The 14,858-nt window shown below is 73.6% G+C and carries 12 protein-coding genes and 1 riboswitch; of the genes, 8 read left to right on the plus strand and 4 right to left on the minus strand.

Going from position 1 to position 14,858, the window contains the following annotated elements:
- Positions 1–244: 244 nt before the first annotated feature.
- Positions 245–1,582, minus strand: coding sequence for an aminotransferase class I/II-fold pyridoxal phosphate-dependent enzyme (locus ACFVHV_RS19455; RefSeq protein WP_359907831.1), 1,338 nt, complete (start codon positions 1,580–1,582; stop codon positions 245–247).
- Between the two features lie 34 nt (positions 1,583–1,616).
- Here ACFVHV_RS19455 and ACFVHV_RS19460 point away from each other — a divergent pair, with 34 nt between their 5' ends.
- The 6 genes from ACFVHV_RS19460 (at position 1,617) to ACFVHV_RS19485 (ending at position 7,346) form a co-directional block, all read left to right on the plus strand.
- Positions 1,617–2,288: a pyridoxamine 5'-phosphate oxidase family protein gene (locus tag ACFVHV_RS19460; RefSeq protein WP_359907833.1), complete on the plus strand. Its 672-nt coding sequence runs from the start codon at positions 1,617–1,619 to the stop codon at positions 2,286–2,288.
- Positions 2,289–2,302: 14 nt separating this feature from the next.
- On the plus strand, positions 2,303–3,052 hold the full coding sequence (locus tag ACFVHV_RS19465; RefSeq protein WP_359907836.1) for an FMN-binding negative transcriptional regulator: 750 nt from the start codon (positions 2,303–2,305) through the stop codon (positions 3,050–3,052).
- Between the two features lie 117 nt (positions 3,053–3,169).
- On the plus strand, positions 3,170–4,582 hold the full coding sequence (locus ACFVHV_RS19470; RefSeq protein ID WP_359907839.1) for a sugar porter family MFS transporter: 1,413 nt from the start codon (positions 3,170–3,172) through the stop codon (positions 4,580–4,582).
- Between the two features lie 57 nt (positions 4,583–4,639).
- A complete protein-coding gene (locus ACFVHV_RS19475; RefSeq protein WP_359907842.1) occupies positions 4,640–5,341 on the plus strand; it encodes an alpha/beta fold hydrolase in 702 nt (233 codons plus the stop codon).
- A gap of 108 nt (positions 5,342–5,449) precedes the next feature.
- Entirely contained in the window at positions 5,450–6,718 is a 1,269-nt protein-coding gene (locus tag ACFVHV_RS19480) for an MFS transporter (RefSeq protein ID WP_359907845.1), read from the plus strand.
- A 100-nt stretch (positions 6,719–6,818) separates the two neighbouring features.
- Positions 6,819–7,346: an HAD domain-containing protein gene (locus ACFVHV_RS19485; RefSeq protein WP_359907848.1), complete on the plus strand. Its 528-nt coding sequence runs from the start codon at positions 6,819–6,821 to the stop codon at positions 7,344–7,346.
- Here ACFVHV_RS19485 and ACFVHV_RS19490 read toward each other — a convergent pair.
- Together ACFVHV_RS19490 and ACFVHV_RS19495 are read right to left on the minus strand one after the other, a co-directional pair.
- Complete coding sequence (locus ACFVHV_RS19490) at positions 7,324–8,112, minus strand: CPBP family intramembrane glutamic endopeptidase (protein WP_380352367.1); 789 nt, start codon at positions 8,110–8,112, stop codon at positions 7,324–7,326. The two genes, ACFVHV_RS19485 and ACFVHV_RS19490, sit on opposite strands and share 23 nt — an antisense overlap.
- 106 nt (positions 8,113–8,218) lie before the next feature.
- Complete coding sequence (locus tag ACFVHV_RS19495; RefSeq protein ID WP_359907854.1) at positions 8,219–9,724, minus strand: glutamate--cysteine ligase; 1,506 nt, start codon at positions 9,722–9,724, stop codon at positions 8,219–8,221.
- A 378-nt stretch (positions 9,725–10,102) separates the two neighbouring features.
- On the opposite strand from ACFVHV_RS19495, the gene ACFVHV_RS19500 reads away from it, so the two are divergent.
- On the plus strand, positions 10,103–10,675 hold the full coding sequence (locus ACFVHV_RS19500; RefSeq protein ID WP_359907856.1) for a hypothetical protein: 573 nt from the start codon (positions 10,103–10,105) through the stop codon (positions 10,673–10,675).
- 457 nt (positions 10,676–11,132) lie between these two features.
- On the plus strand, positions 11,133–11,324 hold the full coding sequence (locus ACFVHV_RS19505) for a DUF5999 family protein (protein WP_188300053.1): 192 nt from the start codon (positions 11,133–11,135) through the stop codon (positions 11,322–11,324).
- A 120-nt stretch (positions 11,325–11,444) separates the two neighbouring features.
- Here ACFVHV_RS19505 and gcvP read toward each other — a convergent pair whose 3' ends face one another.
- Positions 11,445–14,345: an aminomethyl-transferring glycine dehydrogenase gene (gene gcvP, locus ACFVHV_RS19510; RefSeq protein ID WP_380352369.1), complete on the minus strand. Its 2,901-nt coding sequence runs from the start codon at positions 14,343–14,345 to the stop codon at positions 11,445–11,447.
- A 237-nt stretch (positions 14,346–14,582) separates the two neighbouring features.
- Positions 14,583–14,686: riboswitch (glycine riboswitch) on the minus strand.
- Positions 14,687–14,858: the final 172 nt, after the last annotated feature.

A 14,858-nucleotide genomic window follows, 5' to 3' on the forward strand; every position in this document is an offset into this window, starting at 1 on the left:
TCCTGCGGCTCGATCCTCCCGAGGAATGGGGAACGGGAGGATGCCTGGGTGAGGGTGGGCCGCCGGCCGGTGGCGCGATGAAAGATGACATGCCCGCGCTCGCCACCGCTAGGCATCTGCGGGAGGTTTCCGCTTTTGTTACCGCCGGGTTCAGACCAGGCGGGCGGGCGACGACCGGATGCCGCCCGGGGTTCACACCCGCCACACCTGCCCCACCCGGCCCACGGCGCACCGGCCCACGGGCTCACACCAGCCGCGACCCGCCCCCGCCCGCCCCCAGCACCGCCGCCAGGTCCTCCGCCAGCTCCCGCGCCTGCGCCGCCTCCAGCCGCGCCGTGGTGAACCGCAGCCCGGGCGGCGACTGGATCCGGTACCGCGCGCCGGGCGCCGCGACCCAGCCGCGCTGTACCAGGGCCGCCAGCACCGAGGTCTCGTCCGGCACCGGCACCCAGACGTTCAGCCCGCTCCGCCCGTGCGCCGCGATCCCACGGGCCGCCAGCTCGCCCAGCAGCGCGTCGCGCCGGGCCCGGTACGCGGCGGCCACCCGGTCCGCCGGCGCGGCGTCGCCGCGCCACAGCTCCGCGACGGTGCGCTGCAGCAGGTGGCTGACCCAGCCGGCGCCCAGCCGCAGCCGGCCGGCCACCCGCCCGATCGTCTCCGCGTCGCCGACCGCCACCGAGACCCGCAGGTCCGGCCCGTACGCCTTGGCCGCCGAGCGCACCACCGCCCAGTTCCGGGTGCCGGGGCCGACCAGCGGGTGGTACGGCTGGTCGACCATGCCGTGCCCGTGGTCGTCCTCGATCAGCAGCACCCCGGGGTGCTCGGCCAGTACGGCCTTCAGCGCCTCGGCCCGCCGCGCGGTGAGCGCCGCCCCGGTCGGGTTCTGCGCCCGGCTGGTGACCACCACGGCCCGGACGCCCTCGGCCAGCGCGGCGGCCAGCGCCTCCGGCAGCGGGCCCTCGTCGTCCAGCCGGACGGGCACCTGCTTCAGGCCCAGCGCGGGCAGCAGGTCGAGCAGGCTGCCCCAGCCCGGGTCCTCGACGGCCACCGCGTCGCCGGGGCGCAGCCGGGCCTCGAGGATCCGTTCGATGGTGTCCAGCGAGCCGGAGGCGACGGCGATCGGGCCGCCGGGCAGGCCGTCGGCCTCGAAGGAGGCGCGGGCGAGCGCGAGCAGCTGCGGGTCGACGTCGGCGTGCCCGTACAGCACCGGGTCGGTGCGCGCGGATTCGGCGGCGGCCGCGAGGGCCGGGGCGAGGTCGGGCAGCAGGGCCGGGTCGGGGTTGCCGGTGGACAGGTCGCGGGCGTGCGGCGGGACGGGGATGCGGATCTGGTCGCGCGGGGTGAGCGCGGGCCTGGGCAGGATGCGGCTGCCCTTGCGGCCGGCGGTCTCGATCACGCCGCGGTCGCGCAGCAGCCGGTAGGCCGCGGCGACGGTGTTGGGGTTGACCCCCAGTTCGGCGGCGAGGTCGCGCAGCGGGGGCAGGGCGGTTCCGGGGGCGAGTCGCCCGCTGCTCACGCCCTGCTCGATGTGGGCCGCGATTTCGCTGGCGCGTCGACCCTTCAGCGGATAGTCTCCTAGCACAAAGCAAATTATGCACTAGTACATAGAGGATGTCATGTCAGCCACCCCGGAAGGGTCGCCCAGCTACTCCCGCACCGCCAGGACCACCCCCACCCGCTACCGGGACCGGGCCACCTGGGAGCAGGAGGCGATCCACGCCATCCTCGACAGTGCCTACATCTGCCACCTCGGCTTCGTGGTCGACGGCGCCCCCGTGGTGCTGCCGACGATCTTCGCCCGGGTCGGCGGCCGGCTCTACGTCCACGGCTCCACCGGCAGCCGCCCGATGCGCAACGCCTCCGGCGAGCAGGGCATGCCGGTCTGCGTCACCGTCACCCAGGTCGACGCGCTGGTGCTGACCAAGTCCGCGTTCAACCACTCCGTGAACTTCCGCTCGGTGGTCGCCCACGGCACTGCGCACCAGGTCACCGACCCCGAGGAGCTGGACGTCGCGCTCGCCGCCCTGGTCGACCACGCGATACCGGGGCGCTCCGCCGAGGTCCGTCCGGCCAACGCCAAGGAGCTCGCCGCCACCGCCGTCCTCCGGCTGGAGCTGGACGAGGTCTCGGCCAAGACCCGCGAGGACGGCGCCGACGACGACCCGGAGGACGTCGACCTGCCGTACTGGTCCGGCCTGATCCCGGTCACCGCGGTGCACGGCACCCCCGAGCCGCACCCCGGCACCACCGTCCCGCTCCCCGCGCACCTGCGCGGCTACCCCCGCTGACGGGAGGCGCACTCGTGCTGATCAGATCCTGGGACCGCGGCGACGAGGCCGAGTGGCGGGCCTGGCTCGCCGAGGGCCGCGACTTCGGCCTGCTCGCCGCCAACGGCGGCCCCGGCGAGGGCCCGGTGCTGGTCCCGACCCACTTCCTGCTGGACGTCGAACACGGCGAGATCCTGCTCCACCTCGCCGCGCCCAACCCGCTGCTGGCCGCCGTCCGGGCCGACCCGAAGGTCACCCTCGCGGTCACCGACGGCTACGCCTTCGCGCCGGGCCACTGGCGCGGCGCACCGGGCACACCCACCAGCTACTACGCCTCCGTCCACTTCCACTGCACCGCCGAGGTGGTGGAGTCCGCGGCCGGCAAGGCGGAGATCCTCAACCGCCAGCTGGCGCACTTCCAGCCGGAGACGCCGGAGGTCCGGGTGGTGCCCGGCGAGGGCGAGTTGGCCCGGCAGCTGCCCGGGCTGCGCGCGCTCCGGCTGACCGTCGACGAGGTGCGGGCCAAGTTCAAGTACGACGACAAGAAGCCGGCCGAGGCACAGTACGCGATCGCCGACCGGCTCGCCGAGCGCGCCGACGGCCCGGGGCGCGGCCGGGACCAGTACGCCGCCGCCCGCGCCCAGTTGCTCCGCCGTCACCGGCGGCGCACCGACGGGCCGCGCACCGCACCGCAGGGCCCCGCCGGCCCCCCGGACAACGCCCCGCGCTCCGACCTCCCGCGCACCACCGGACGGCGCACCGACGGGCCGCACGCCACCGGCTGACCCCGGATCACCCGGTCGGCCGCCAACTCGGGCAGGTCGGCCGCCGCGCTGCTCGAATGTGAGACGAGCCCTGCCCACTCGGCGTCGGAGCGGGCCCGTCGACCCCCGGGAGCGCGCGTGTCCTCAGTCAACAGCCAACGGGCGGCCGGTGAGGCCCACCTCGGCCACGTGGTGTTCATCTCGGCGGCCGCCGCCATGGGCGGCTTCCTGTTCGGCTACGACAGCGCGGTGATCAACGGTGCCGTGACGGGCATCCAGAAGCACTTCGCGGTGGGCCACGGCACCACCGCCTTCGTGGTGGCCATCGCCCTGCTCGGCTCGGCCGTGGGGGCGGTGCTCGCCGGCCGGCTCGCCGACCACCTCGGCCGGGTCCGCACGATGCTGCTGGCCGCCGCGCTGTTCGCGGCCAGCGGCATCGGCTCGATGTTCCCGCCGAACATCGAGACCCTCGCCGCCTGGCGCGTGGTCGGCGGCATCGCGATCGGCATCGCCTCGGTGATCGCCCCCACCTACATCGCCGAGGTCGCCCCGACCGCCTACCGCGGCCGGCTCGCCTCCTTCCAGCAGATGGCGATCGTGCTCGGCATCACCGTCTCCCAGCTCGCCAACTGGGCGCTCAACCAGGCCGCCGGCGGCGAGTCCACCAACCACCTCGGCGGCATCCAGGCCTGGCAGTGGATGCTCGGTGTCGAGGCCATCCCGGCCCTGGTGTACGGGCTGATGGCGCTCGCCATCCCGGAGTCGCCGCGCTTCCTGATCGCCGACCACCGCGAGGAGCAGGCCCGCAAGGTGCTGGCGGAGGTCGAGGGCGAGGGCGTGGACCTGGACGCCCGGGTGGCGGAGATCCGCGCGGTGCTGGAGTCCGCCCACAAGCCCCGGCTCAAGGACCTGCTCGGCGGCCGCTTCGGCCTGCTGCCGATCGTCTGGGTCGGCATCGGCGCCTCGGTGTTCCAGCAGTTCGTCGGCATCAACGTGATCTTCTATTACTCGTCGTTCCTGTGGCAGTCGGTCGGCATCAACGAGTCCAACTCGCTGCTGATCAGCCTCTCCACCTCGATCATCAACGTGATCGGCACGGTGATCGCGATGGCCCTGGTGGACCGGATCGGCCGCAAGCCGCTCGCCCTGGCGGGCTCGATCGGCATGGCGGCCGCGCTGGGCACCGCCGCCTGGGCGTTCTCCTACCGGGAGGGCACCGGCAGCACCGCCACCCTGGACAACACCCACGCCACCGTCGCCCTGATCGCGGCGCACGTCTTCGTGCTCTGCTTCGCCTTCTCCTGGGGCGTGGTGGTCTGGGTCCTGCTCGGCGAGATGTTCCCCAACCGGATCCGCGCGCTGGCGCTGTCCGTCGCCGCCTCGGCGCAGTGGATCGCCAACTGGGCGATCACCGTCAGCTTCCCGGACCTCGCCGACTGGAACCTCTCGGCGACGTACGTCATCTACGCGGCCTTCGCCCTGCTCTCCGTCCCGTTCGTGGTCTTCTGCATCAAGGAGACCAAGGGCCGTGCCCTGGAGGAGATGGGCTGACCCGGCCCGCCCCGCCGAACACCCGCCGCACGCGGCCCGACCCACCGAGAGGAAGCCATGCCTGACGAGGGCGGCTCCCGGCAGAACGTCACCTTCCCGAGCAACGGCCGCACCGCGCACGGCTACCTGGCCCGCCCGCCGCAGGGGGTCGGGCCGGGCCTGGTGGTGGTGCAGGAATGGTGGGGGCTCACCTCGCACATCGCCGACATGGCCGACCGCTTCGCCGCCGAGGGGTTCACCGTCCTGGCCCCCGACCTGTTCGGCGGCGCCACCACCCACGACGGCGCCGAGGCCGCCCGGTTCAAGCGCGAGCTCCCGGTCGACCGGGCGGTGGAGGACCTGGCCGGGGCCGTCGACCACCTGCTCGCCCTGGACGGCGTGGTCGGCGACGCGGTCGGCGTGGTCGGCTTCTGCATGGGCGGCGGCTTCGCCCTGCTGCTGGCCGCCCGGGCCGGCGACAAGGTGGCCGCCGTGGTCCCGTTCTACGGCCTGCCGCCCGATCCGGACTTCGACTACCGCGGACTGACCGCCCATGTGCTCGGCCACTTCGGCGAGTTGGACGGCTCGATCCCGATGGCCGCCGTGGACGAGGCGGCGATCCGGATCGGCGAGGCCACCGACGTCCGCCCGGAGATCCACTTCTACCCGGCCGGGCACGCCTTCATGAACGACGAGAACCTGATCGGCACCCACGACCCGCTCCAGGCCCGGATCGCCTGGCGCCGGACCCTCACCTTCCTCTGGGGCCACCTCGGCTGAGGGGGGCGCCTCGGCCGATCGGGCCGTCTCGGCCGAAACCCCACGCTCCGGGCCTCCGGGCGGGTAAACCGGATGGACACCCGTACGGCCCCACGGCATAGTCTCCGGGTGCCGACCCCACTCCCGTCCCCGCGCCGCTTCGCCTGGGCGAGCCGCAACTTCCGCATCCAGACCGCCGCCACCGTGATCAGCGGCCTCGGCAACGCCGGCGCCCCCATCGCCACCGCCTTCGCCGTGCTCGGCACCGGCGGCACCACCACCGAGGTCGGCTACGTCACCGCCGCCCGGCTGGTGCCCACCGTGCTGCTCATGGTGGTCGGCGGCACCCTCGCCGACCGGCTGCCGCGCCACCTGATCATGGTCGCCGCCAATGTGTTCAGCGGGGTCTCCCAGGCCGTCCTGGCCGCCCTGGTGCTGACCGGGGAGGTCCGGCTCTGGCAGATGCTGGCGCTCTCCGCGGCCGGCGGGGCCGGCTACGCCCTCTACTCCCCCGCCTCCGGCGGCATGATCATGCAGGCCGTCCCGCAGGAGCACGCCGCCCGCGCCTTCGCGGTCTTCCGGATGGGCCTCAACGCCTCCCAGATCGGCGGCGCCGCCCTCGGCGGCGCCCTCACCGCCGCCGTCGGCCCCGGCTGGGTGCTCGCCCTGGACGCGCTGTGCTTCCTGGCCGCCGCCGCCCTCCGCTTCTTCCTGGAGCCGGAGCAGGGCCCCGCGTCCACCGGCACCAGCATGCTGCGCGATCTGCGCGAGGGCTGGCGGGAGTTCGCCTCCCGCCGCTGGCTCTGGGTGATCGTGCTCCAGTTCTCCGTGCTGGTCGCCTGCATCAACGCGGTGGAGTCGGTGTACGGGCCGACCGCCGCCAAGGAGCGGCTCGGCGGCGCGGGCGCCTGGGGCCTGGCGATGTCCGCCTACGGCGTCGGCCTGGTGGCCGCCGGCGTGTTGATGACCCGCTGGCGGCCCCGCCGGATCCTGCTGGTCGGCAACTGGGGGGTCTTCCTGTTCGGCGTGCCCGCCGTGGCCCTCGCCGCCGAGGTGCCGCTGCCGCTGCTGGTCGTCGCGATGTTCCTGTCCGGCGCCGGCGTCACCGTCTTCAGCGTCAACTGGATGGTCGCGCTCCAGCAGGAGATACCCGAGGAGATGTTCTCCCGGGTGTCCGCGTACGACGAGCTCGGCTCCTACTCGCTGGCCCCGGTCGGCACGGCGCTGGCCGGCCCCGCGGCCGTGGCGCTCGGCCTGTCCGGCGCGCTCTGGGCGTGCGCCGTCGCCTGTCTGGTGCTCAGCGCGGTCGTCCTGCTGGACCCGCAGGTCCGCCGGCTGAGCCGTCGGAGCACGTCGGACGCACCGGTGCCCGTCGGCGAGCCCGCGCCCACCCCGTGAGCGCCCCGTGCGCCCCGCGTGCGCCCGCCCGCGGGCAACCGGAGGTGTGCGAGGGTCGTCCGAACAGGCAGGAAACACCACCGCATCCGAGGGGCCACCGGTGCCGAAGCCACTGCTGTTCCTGGACGTCGACGGCGTCCTGAACCCGGTCTGCCCGCACCCGGACGCCGGGTTCGACGCCCACACCCTGTTCGGCTACACCGTCCTGCTGTCCGCCCGGCACGGCGCGTGGCTGCGCGAGCTCGCCGGAACGTACGACCTGGTCTGGGCCACCACCTGGGAGGAGCACGCCAACACCCACATCGCCCCCGCGATCGGCCTGGACCCGCTCCCCGTGGTCACCTTCACCGGCTACGTCCCGCAGCCCGGCGACCCGCGCGTCCCGCTGATGGAGCTGTTCTCCGCCGCCAAGTGGGCCCCGCTGCTGCGCTACGCCGACGGCCGGCCGTTCGCCTGGGTGGACGACGTCATCCCGCCGCGGCTGGTCCGCCGCTCCCAGTGGCGCCGGGACCGCCTGCTGCTGCCCGTCGACCCCGGCCAGGGCCTGGAACGCCGGCACGTCGACCGGCTGCTCGCCCGTCCGCCGCGCGGCCAGGCGCTCTCGCTCAAGGGGTCGGAAGCCAGCTGACGTGCCCGGCCAGCAGGGCGTACCCGACGAAGGCCACGGTGTCGATCAGCGCGTGCGCCGCCACCAGCGGCATCACCCGCCCCCAGCGCCGGTACAGCAGGCAGAACACCACGCCCATCACCATGTTGCCGATCAGCCCGCCGACCCCCTGGTACAGGTGGTACGAGCCGCGCAGCACCGAACTCGCCACCACCGCGGCGGGCCACGACCACCCCAACTGCCCCACCCGGCGCAGCAGGTAGCCGAGGACGACGACCTCCTCCAGGATGGCGTTCTGCCAGGCCGACAGCACCAGCACCGGTACCCGCCACCACACGTCCGGCAGCCCGGACGGCGCCACCGTGAGGTTGTACCCGGCCGCCTGCGAGGCCAGGTAGAGCGCCAGCCCCGACCCGCCGATCGCGGCCGCGACGGCGGCGCCCCGCCCCAGGTCGCGCAGCTTCTGCCCGAGGTCGAAGCCCAGCACCCGCAGCGTGACGCCCTCGCGCACCAGCAGGTAGCCGACCAGCACCACCGGCATCAGCCCGCGCCCGATGTAGTACAGCTGCCAGACCAGGTCCAGCCAGGGCCGCCCGGGCGCCCGCGAGCCGTTCAGCGTGGCGACCTGCTGGCCGAGCTTGAGCGGTTCGGTGAGCGAGCCGGTGAAGCTGATCAGCGCGCTGATCCCGCTGGCCCCGAGGGAGAGGCCGAGGACGATCAGCAGTTCCGCGCCGAACAGCCGACGGGTGGGCTTCGCGGTCTCCGGCGCGGTCGGGACGGTGGTCACGGGGGCTCCAGCGGAGGGGCGGTCGCTCCGGCCGTCGGCCGACCGCCGGAGCGATCATCCTGACACAACCGCCGGGACGCCCCGGCGGGGAGGCGGGTTCCGGGGGTCAGCCCACCGGCCAGGTGTGCACCGGCTCCCCGCCGCGCATGTGTTCGGCGTAGCGCCTGGTCATCGCCGCGAGCGCGGCCGGCCGGTCCATGCCGTACTGCTCGCGCAGCCGGTGGAAGGTCGCGACCTGCCAGGACGCGCCGTTGGCGCGGCGCAGGCAGCGCTGCTCGATGATGCCCAGGTAGCGGTCCCGGTCGGCGGGCTCCACGCCCCACTCGTCGAGGCCCTGGTGGGCCATCGGCAGCAGCTCGTTCAGCACCAGGTCGACGGCGGACACGGTCTGCAGCCCGCCGCCGCGCCCGGCCCGCCCGGAGCGCGGCCACTGGAACACCGCGTCGATGCCGTACCGGGCGCCCTGCTGGAAGTTCTCGTCCGCCCGTTCGAACGGGAGCCGGGTCCAGATCGGCCGGGGCTGCTCGGCGAGCACCCGCACCAGCCCGTAGTAGAAGGCGGCGTTGGCCAGGGTGTCGGCCACCGTGGGCCCGGCCGGCAGGGCCCGGTTCTCCACCCGCAGGTGCGCCACCCCGCCCGCGATGTCGTACACCGGGCGGTTCCAGCGGTAGATGGTGCCGTTGTGCAGCCGCATCTCGGCGAGCCTGGGCGCGCCGCCGGAGGCCAGCACCTTCAGCGGGTCCTCGTCGTCGCAGATCGGCAGCAGCGCGGGGAAGTACCGCAGGTTCTCCTCGAACAGGTCGTACGCCGAGTCCACCCAGCGCTCGCCGAACCAGGTGATGGGGCGCACGCCCTGCGCCTTGAGCTCCGCCGTCCGGGTGTCACAGGCCTGTTGGAAGAGCACCGGACGGGTCTCCCGCCACAGCTCCCGACCGAACAGGAACGGCGAGTTGGCGCCGAGCGCGAGCTGCGGCCCGCAGATCGCCTGGGCCGCGTTCCACACCGAGGAGAACCGCTCCGGGGTCACCTGGAGGTGCAGCTGGAGCGAGGTGGCGGCGGCCTCGGCCACCATGGTGATCGACTCCAGCTGCAGGCGCTCGACCCCCTCGATGTCCAGGGCGATGTCCTCGCCGCGGGCGGCCAGGATCTGGTCGCTGAGCAGGCTGTACCGCTGGTTGTGGCTCATCGCGTCGAGCCCGGTGTGGGCGTGCTCCAGGGTCGGCAGGATGCCCACCATGACGATCCGGGCGCCCGCCTCGGCCGCCCGCCGGTCGGCGTAGCGCAGCCCGGTGTCGATCTCCTCGCGCAGCTCCTCGAAGACGTGCCCGCAGAGCCGGTGCGGCGTGATGTTGACCTCGATGTTGAAGCGGCCCAGTTCGGTCTGGAAGTCGCTGGAGCCGATCGCGCTCAGCACCTGCGCGTTGTTCATGGCCGGCAGGCCCTGCTCGTCGGCCAGGTTGAGCTCGATCTCCAGGCCCATCACCGCCCGCGGCCGGTCGAAGCGGTCCTCGCGGAGCATCCGTCCGAGCGCTTCGAGACACGCGTGGAGCTTGCGCCGGTACAGCTGTCGGTCCGCCAGTTCCGCGCGAGTCGCCACGACCTTCTCGCCCACGGTCCCCTCCTCCAGAGTCACCCGTCGAGCACCCGGTCGACCGACCGTGCAAGCATCATGCCCACCTCGAAGATCGATACCCGAATGCGCGTACTGGCTTGCATTGCAAGGCATCTGACGGAAAATCAGACGAACTGTAGACTTGCCCGGCGCCACAGCCTGTGATAAACAGATCACCCTGTGCATCTGTTCGAATTGGTACAGCGCTCCGGCCGGTCCGCCTCGCCCCGAAGGCCCTCGTCGACGGCGGCGACCGCGCCGGCACCGCGATCCTGCACAACCGGACACGACCGGGCCCCCGTCACCGAAGACGCGTCGCCCGCCACGCCGGTATGCCGCACTCGCACGCCGATCTCGCTTGGAGAGGCGGACCCCGCCATGACTCTGCAAACCCCCCAGCCCCCGCCGAGCGCACTGCGCGCCGTCCTGGGCGCGCTCGACTCGGAGACCGCACTGCGCCAGCCCGCCGCCGCAGCACTGCGTCATCCGACCGGCCCGCTGCTCCCCGCCCACCCCCTCGCGGTGCACGTCCTGACCGGCGGGCGCCCGGAGCTCCCGGCCGCCCGCCGCACCGGCTGGCGCTTCCTGATCAAGGACGGCGCCGAGGTGGCCGCCGCCGCCGAGGTGGTGCAGAGCGCCGAGGGCCACACCTTCTCCCACTTCACCGCGGGCCCCTACCTCGACTCGACGGTCCGGGCGCTGCGCGAGGCCTGGCAGCTCGCCCAGACCTCCCGGACCCGCCAACAGCCCCGGCTGCTGACGTTCCCCGGCCAGTACGCCACGGCGCTGTGGCTGCACGGCCCCGACGGCGACCCGGCCGCCGACCTGCTGATCCCGCTGGCCCCGGCCCCGCTCGGCGTCACCGCGCACCGCGCCTGCCCGGCCGCCGAACTGCTGCCGCTGCTCGCCCGCGCCCCGCTCGCCAGGCCGCTGCTGCTCGGCTCCTCCTGACCCACCGACGCCCCCTCGGGCCGCCGGGCCCACCCGCCCGGCGGCCCGAGGCCGTACCCGCGCGCCCGCACGGCGCCCCGCGGTCCCCCGGCCCTGCCGGCGCACCCGCCCCCGCGGCTCCTCACCCGAACGGCGACCACCCGTCCGGGCCATCCGGCATGGCCTCATCGGGCCATGCCCCGACTGACCCACTGGTGCGCCTTTTCCCGTCGGCCCCACCTGAACGGGTGATCTCTACCCGGGAGTTGTGGCGCATGTCACGAAATCCCTGCGCGCGGGTCCCGGGATGCCGACACTGGGAACCAGCGTGGAAGGACCCCCTGTCCTACCCACTTGAACGCCGGTCCACACTTGGCCGGCGTGCGGACAGGATCCGACCACCGCGGCGGTTCCGGACGGCACGGCCTCCGGCGACCGCACCACGGGGAGGATCGCAGAGCGAAGCGAGGGTACGCGTATGTGCCAGCACCGTCCTGAGTGCCCATCGGCCGAGTCCGAGGACCGCGAGGCGGCCGCGTCGGTGGCCCGCCATCCGGAGCAGGGCTGGAGCCTGCTCTGCAACGGCGTCGTCCTGTTCGAGGACACCGGAGAGCTGCTGCCCGACGGCCGGGTGATCGCCCCGCGCCGCCCTGTCGCCCACGCGGCCTGACCACCCGTCCGGCCGTACGGCGGGGGCAGCCGCCGACTCGACAGCACCACGGGCAGGGCCCCGGCGGAAACTCCGCCGGGGCCCTGTCGTGCGGGTCGGACCTCCGAGGGCCCGGTCCGGTCAGACGCCGTACTCGTCCAGCGGCGGGCAGGAGCAGACCAGGTTGCGGTCGCCGTACGCGCCGTCGATCCGGCTCACCGGCGGCCAGTACTTGTCCGCCGGGTTCACGCCCGCCGGGAAGACCGCCTCCTGCCGCGAGTAGCCGTGCGCCCAGTCGCCGGCCAGCGTGGCGGCGGTGTGCGGGGCGTTGCGCAGCGGGTTGTCGTCGGCCGCCCACTCGCCCGAGCCGACCTTGTCGATCTCGGCCCGGATGGTGATCATCGCGTCGCAGAACCGGTCGATCTCGTACAGGTCCTCGGACTCGGTCGGCTCGATCATCAGCGTGCCGGCCACCGGGAAGGACATCGTCGGCGCGTGGAAGCCGTAGTCGATCAGGCGCTTGGCGATGTCGTCCACCGTCACGCCCGTCTCCTTGGTCAGCGGGCGCAGGTCGATGATGCACTCGTGCGCGACCAGCCCGCCCGGGCCGGTGTAGAGCACCGGGAAGTGCGGCGCCAGGCGCTTGGCGATGTAGTTGGCGTTCAGCACCGCGACCTGGGTCGCGCGCTTGAGGCCCTCGCCGCCCATCAGCCGGACGTACGCCCAGGAGATCGGCAGGATGGCCGCCGAGCCCCACGGCGCGGCCGAGATCGGGCCCACGCCGGTGGCCGGGCCGGCCTCCGCCTGCAGCGGGTGGTTCGGCAGGTACGGCGCCAGGTGGGCGCGCACCGCGACCGGGCCGACGCCCGGGCCGCCGCCGCCGTGCGGGATGCAGAAGGTCTTGTGCAGGTTCAGGTGGGAGACGTCCGCGCCGAACTTGCCCGGCTTGGCGAGGCCGACCAGGGCGTTCAGGTTGGCGCCGTCCACGTACACCTGGCCGCCGGCCTCGTGCACCAGGGCGCAGATGTCGGTGATCTGGGTCTCGTACACGCCGTGGGTGGACGGGTAGGTGACCATCAGCACCGACAGGTTGTCGCGGTGCTGCTCGATCTTGGCCTTCAGGTCCTCGACGTCCACGTCGCCGTCGACCAGGGTCTTCACCACGACCACCCGCATGCCGGCCATCACGGCGGAGGCCGCGTTGGTGCCGTGCGCGGAGGACGGGATCAGGCAGACGTCGCGCTGGGTGTCACCGTTGGCGTGGTGGTAGGCGCGGACGGCCAGCAGGCCGGCCAGCTCGCCCTGCGAGCCGGCGTTCGGCTGGATCGAGACGGCGTCGTAGCCGGTCACCTCGACCAGCTGCTGCTCCAGCTGGCGGATCAGGGTGAGGTAGCCCTGGGCCTGGTCGATCGGCGCGAAGGGGTGCAGCTGGCCGAACTCCGGCCAGGTCACCGCCTCCATCTCGGTGGTCGCGTTGAGCTTCATGGTGCAGGAGCCCAGCGGGATCATGCCGCGGTCCAGCGCGTAGTCCCGGTCCGACAGGCGGCGCAGGTAGCGCAGCATGGCGGTCTCCGAGCGGTGGCTGTGGAAGACCGGGTGGGTCAGGTACTCGTCCTCGCGCAGCAGCGCGGCGGGCAGCGCGTCGGCGGTCTCGGGGACCTCGACCGGCTCGACGCCGAACGCGGCCCAGACGCCGGCCAGGTGCTCGCGGGTGGTGGTCTCGTCGGTGGAGACGGAGATCCGGTCCGCGCCGTCCTGGAACAGGTTGATGCCGTTGGCGCGGGCGGCGGCGGCGATCTCGGCGGCGCGGCCCGGGACGACGGCGGTGACGGTGTCGAAGAACTCGCCGTGCAGCAGCTCGACGCCGCCGGCCCGCAGGCCCTCGGCGAGCGCGGCGGCGTAGCGGTGGGTGCGGCGGGCGATGTCGGCCAGGCCGTCCGGGCCGTGGTAGACGGCGTACATCGAGGCCATCACGGCGAGCAGCACCTGGGCGGTGCAGATGTTGCTGGTGGCCTTCTCGCGGCGGATGTGCTGCTCGCGGGTCTGCAGCGCCAGGCGGTAGGCGCGGTTGCCGTCGACGTCGACGGAGACGCCGACCAGGCGGCCGGGCAGCGAGCGGGCGTACTCGGCGCGCACCGACAGGTAGCCGGCGTGCGGGCCGCCGAAGCCCATCGGCACGCCGAAGCGCTGCGAGGTGCCGCAGGCGATGTCGGCGCCCAGCGAGCCCGGGGACTTGAGCAGGGTCAGCGCGAGCAGGTCGGCGGCGACGGCGACGATCGCGCCCAGGCCGTGCGCCTGCTCGATCACCGGGGTGAGGTCGCGGACCACGCCGGTGGCACCCGGGTACTGGAGCAGCACGCCGAAGACGCCGCGCTCGGCGATCTCGGCCGGGATGCCCTCGGACAGGTCGGCGACGACGACCTCGACGCCGGTCGGCACGGCGCGGGTGTTGATCACCGCGACGGTCTGCGGCAGGGTCTCGGCGTCGACCAGGAAGACGCCGCCCTTGACCTTGGTGACGCGGCGGGCCAGCGCCATCGCCTCGGCGGCCGCGGTGCCCTCGTCCAGCAGGGAGGAGCCGGAGGTCGGCAGGCCGGTCAGGTCGGAGACCAGGGTCTGGAAGTTCAGCAGCGCCTCCAGGCGCCCCTGCGAGATCTCCGGCTGGTACGGGGTGTAGGCGGTGTACCAGGCCGGGTTCTCCATGACGTTGCGCAGGATCACCGGCGGGGTGAAGGTGCCGTAGTAGCCCAGGCCGATCATCGGCTGGAGCACCTGGTTGCGGCCGGCCAGCTCGCGCAGTTCGGCGAGGACCTGGGCCTCGGACCGGCCCGCGGGCAGGTCCAGGGCGGTGATGGAGCGGATCGCCTCGGGCACCGCGGTCCCGGCGAGCTCGTCCAGCGAGCCGTAGCCGACGGACGCCAGCATCTTCTCCTGCGCGGCGGCGTCGGGGCCGATGTGGCGGTTCTCGAAGGGGCTGGCCAGCTCAAGCTCGGTGAGGGTCGAGGCGCCGGTGGGGCGTCCCGCGTTCGGCTGGGCGTTCATGGTGGTCGAGGCCTCCTGGTCACGGACCGGCGGGGGTACGCACGCCGGCCGGCTCCACCGCTGCGGGCAGCGGACGAGCCTGGGCGCGCGGACCCAACAGGCCTCCCCCTCTGTCATCGGGACCTGAGAGCTTCACCCGCACGGAGCGCTGTGGGCGCCCCGCCGGCTTGCACCGTCGGTGAGGGTGGTGATCGCCGGCTTCCGTGCCGACGCTCCTGCCCTGCTTTCCAGAGTGACCTACCCCACACGGTACGGATGCCTGAGAGATTCCGGGGAGGAGTTGCTCCTTCGGCGCTCCGACCAGCGGTTTTCGTGATCGGAGACTCTCCCGAGCGGGCTCTGCGGTCGCCGCCCAGGGTACCAGCGGGAGGCCCCCCGATCACGGGTGTGTCTGGTCACTGGAGGTCTACGCGCGTCCCCCGGACGGTCCAGTGCCAACCCCGTACGGCGCACCCGGGGTCGCGCTCGTCCGATTCATGGCTTTTGGTGTGAAGTGGCGGACGGAATCGGGTG

The sequence above is a fragment of the Kitasatospora sp. NPDC127116 genome (assembly GCF_042677365.1).
Taxonomy (GTDB): Bacteria; Actinomycetota; Actinomycetes; order Streptomycetales; family Streptomycetaceae; genus Kitasatospora; species Kitasatospora lactacystinica.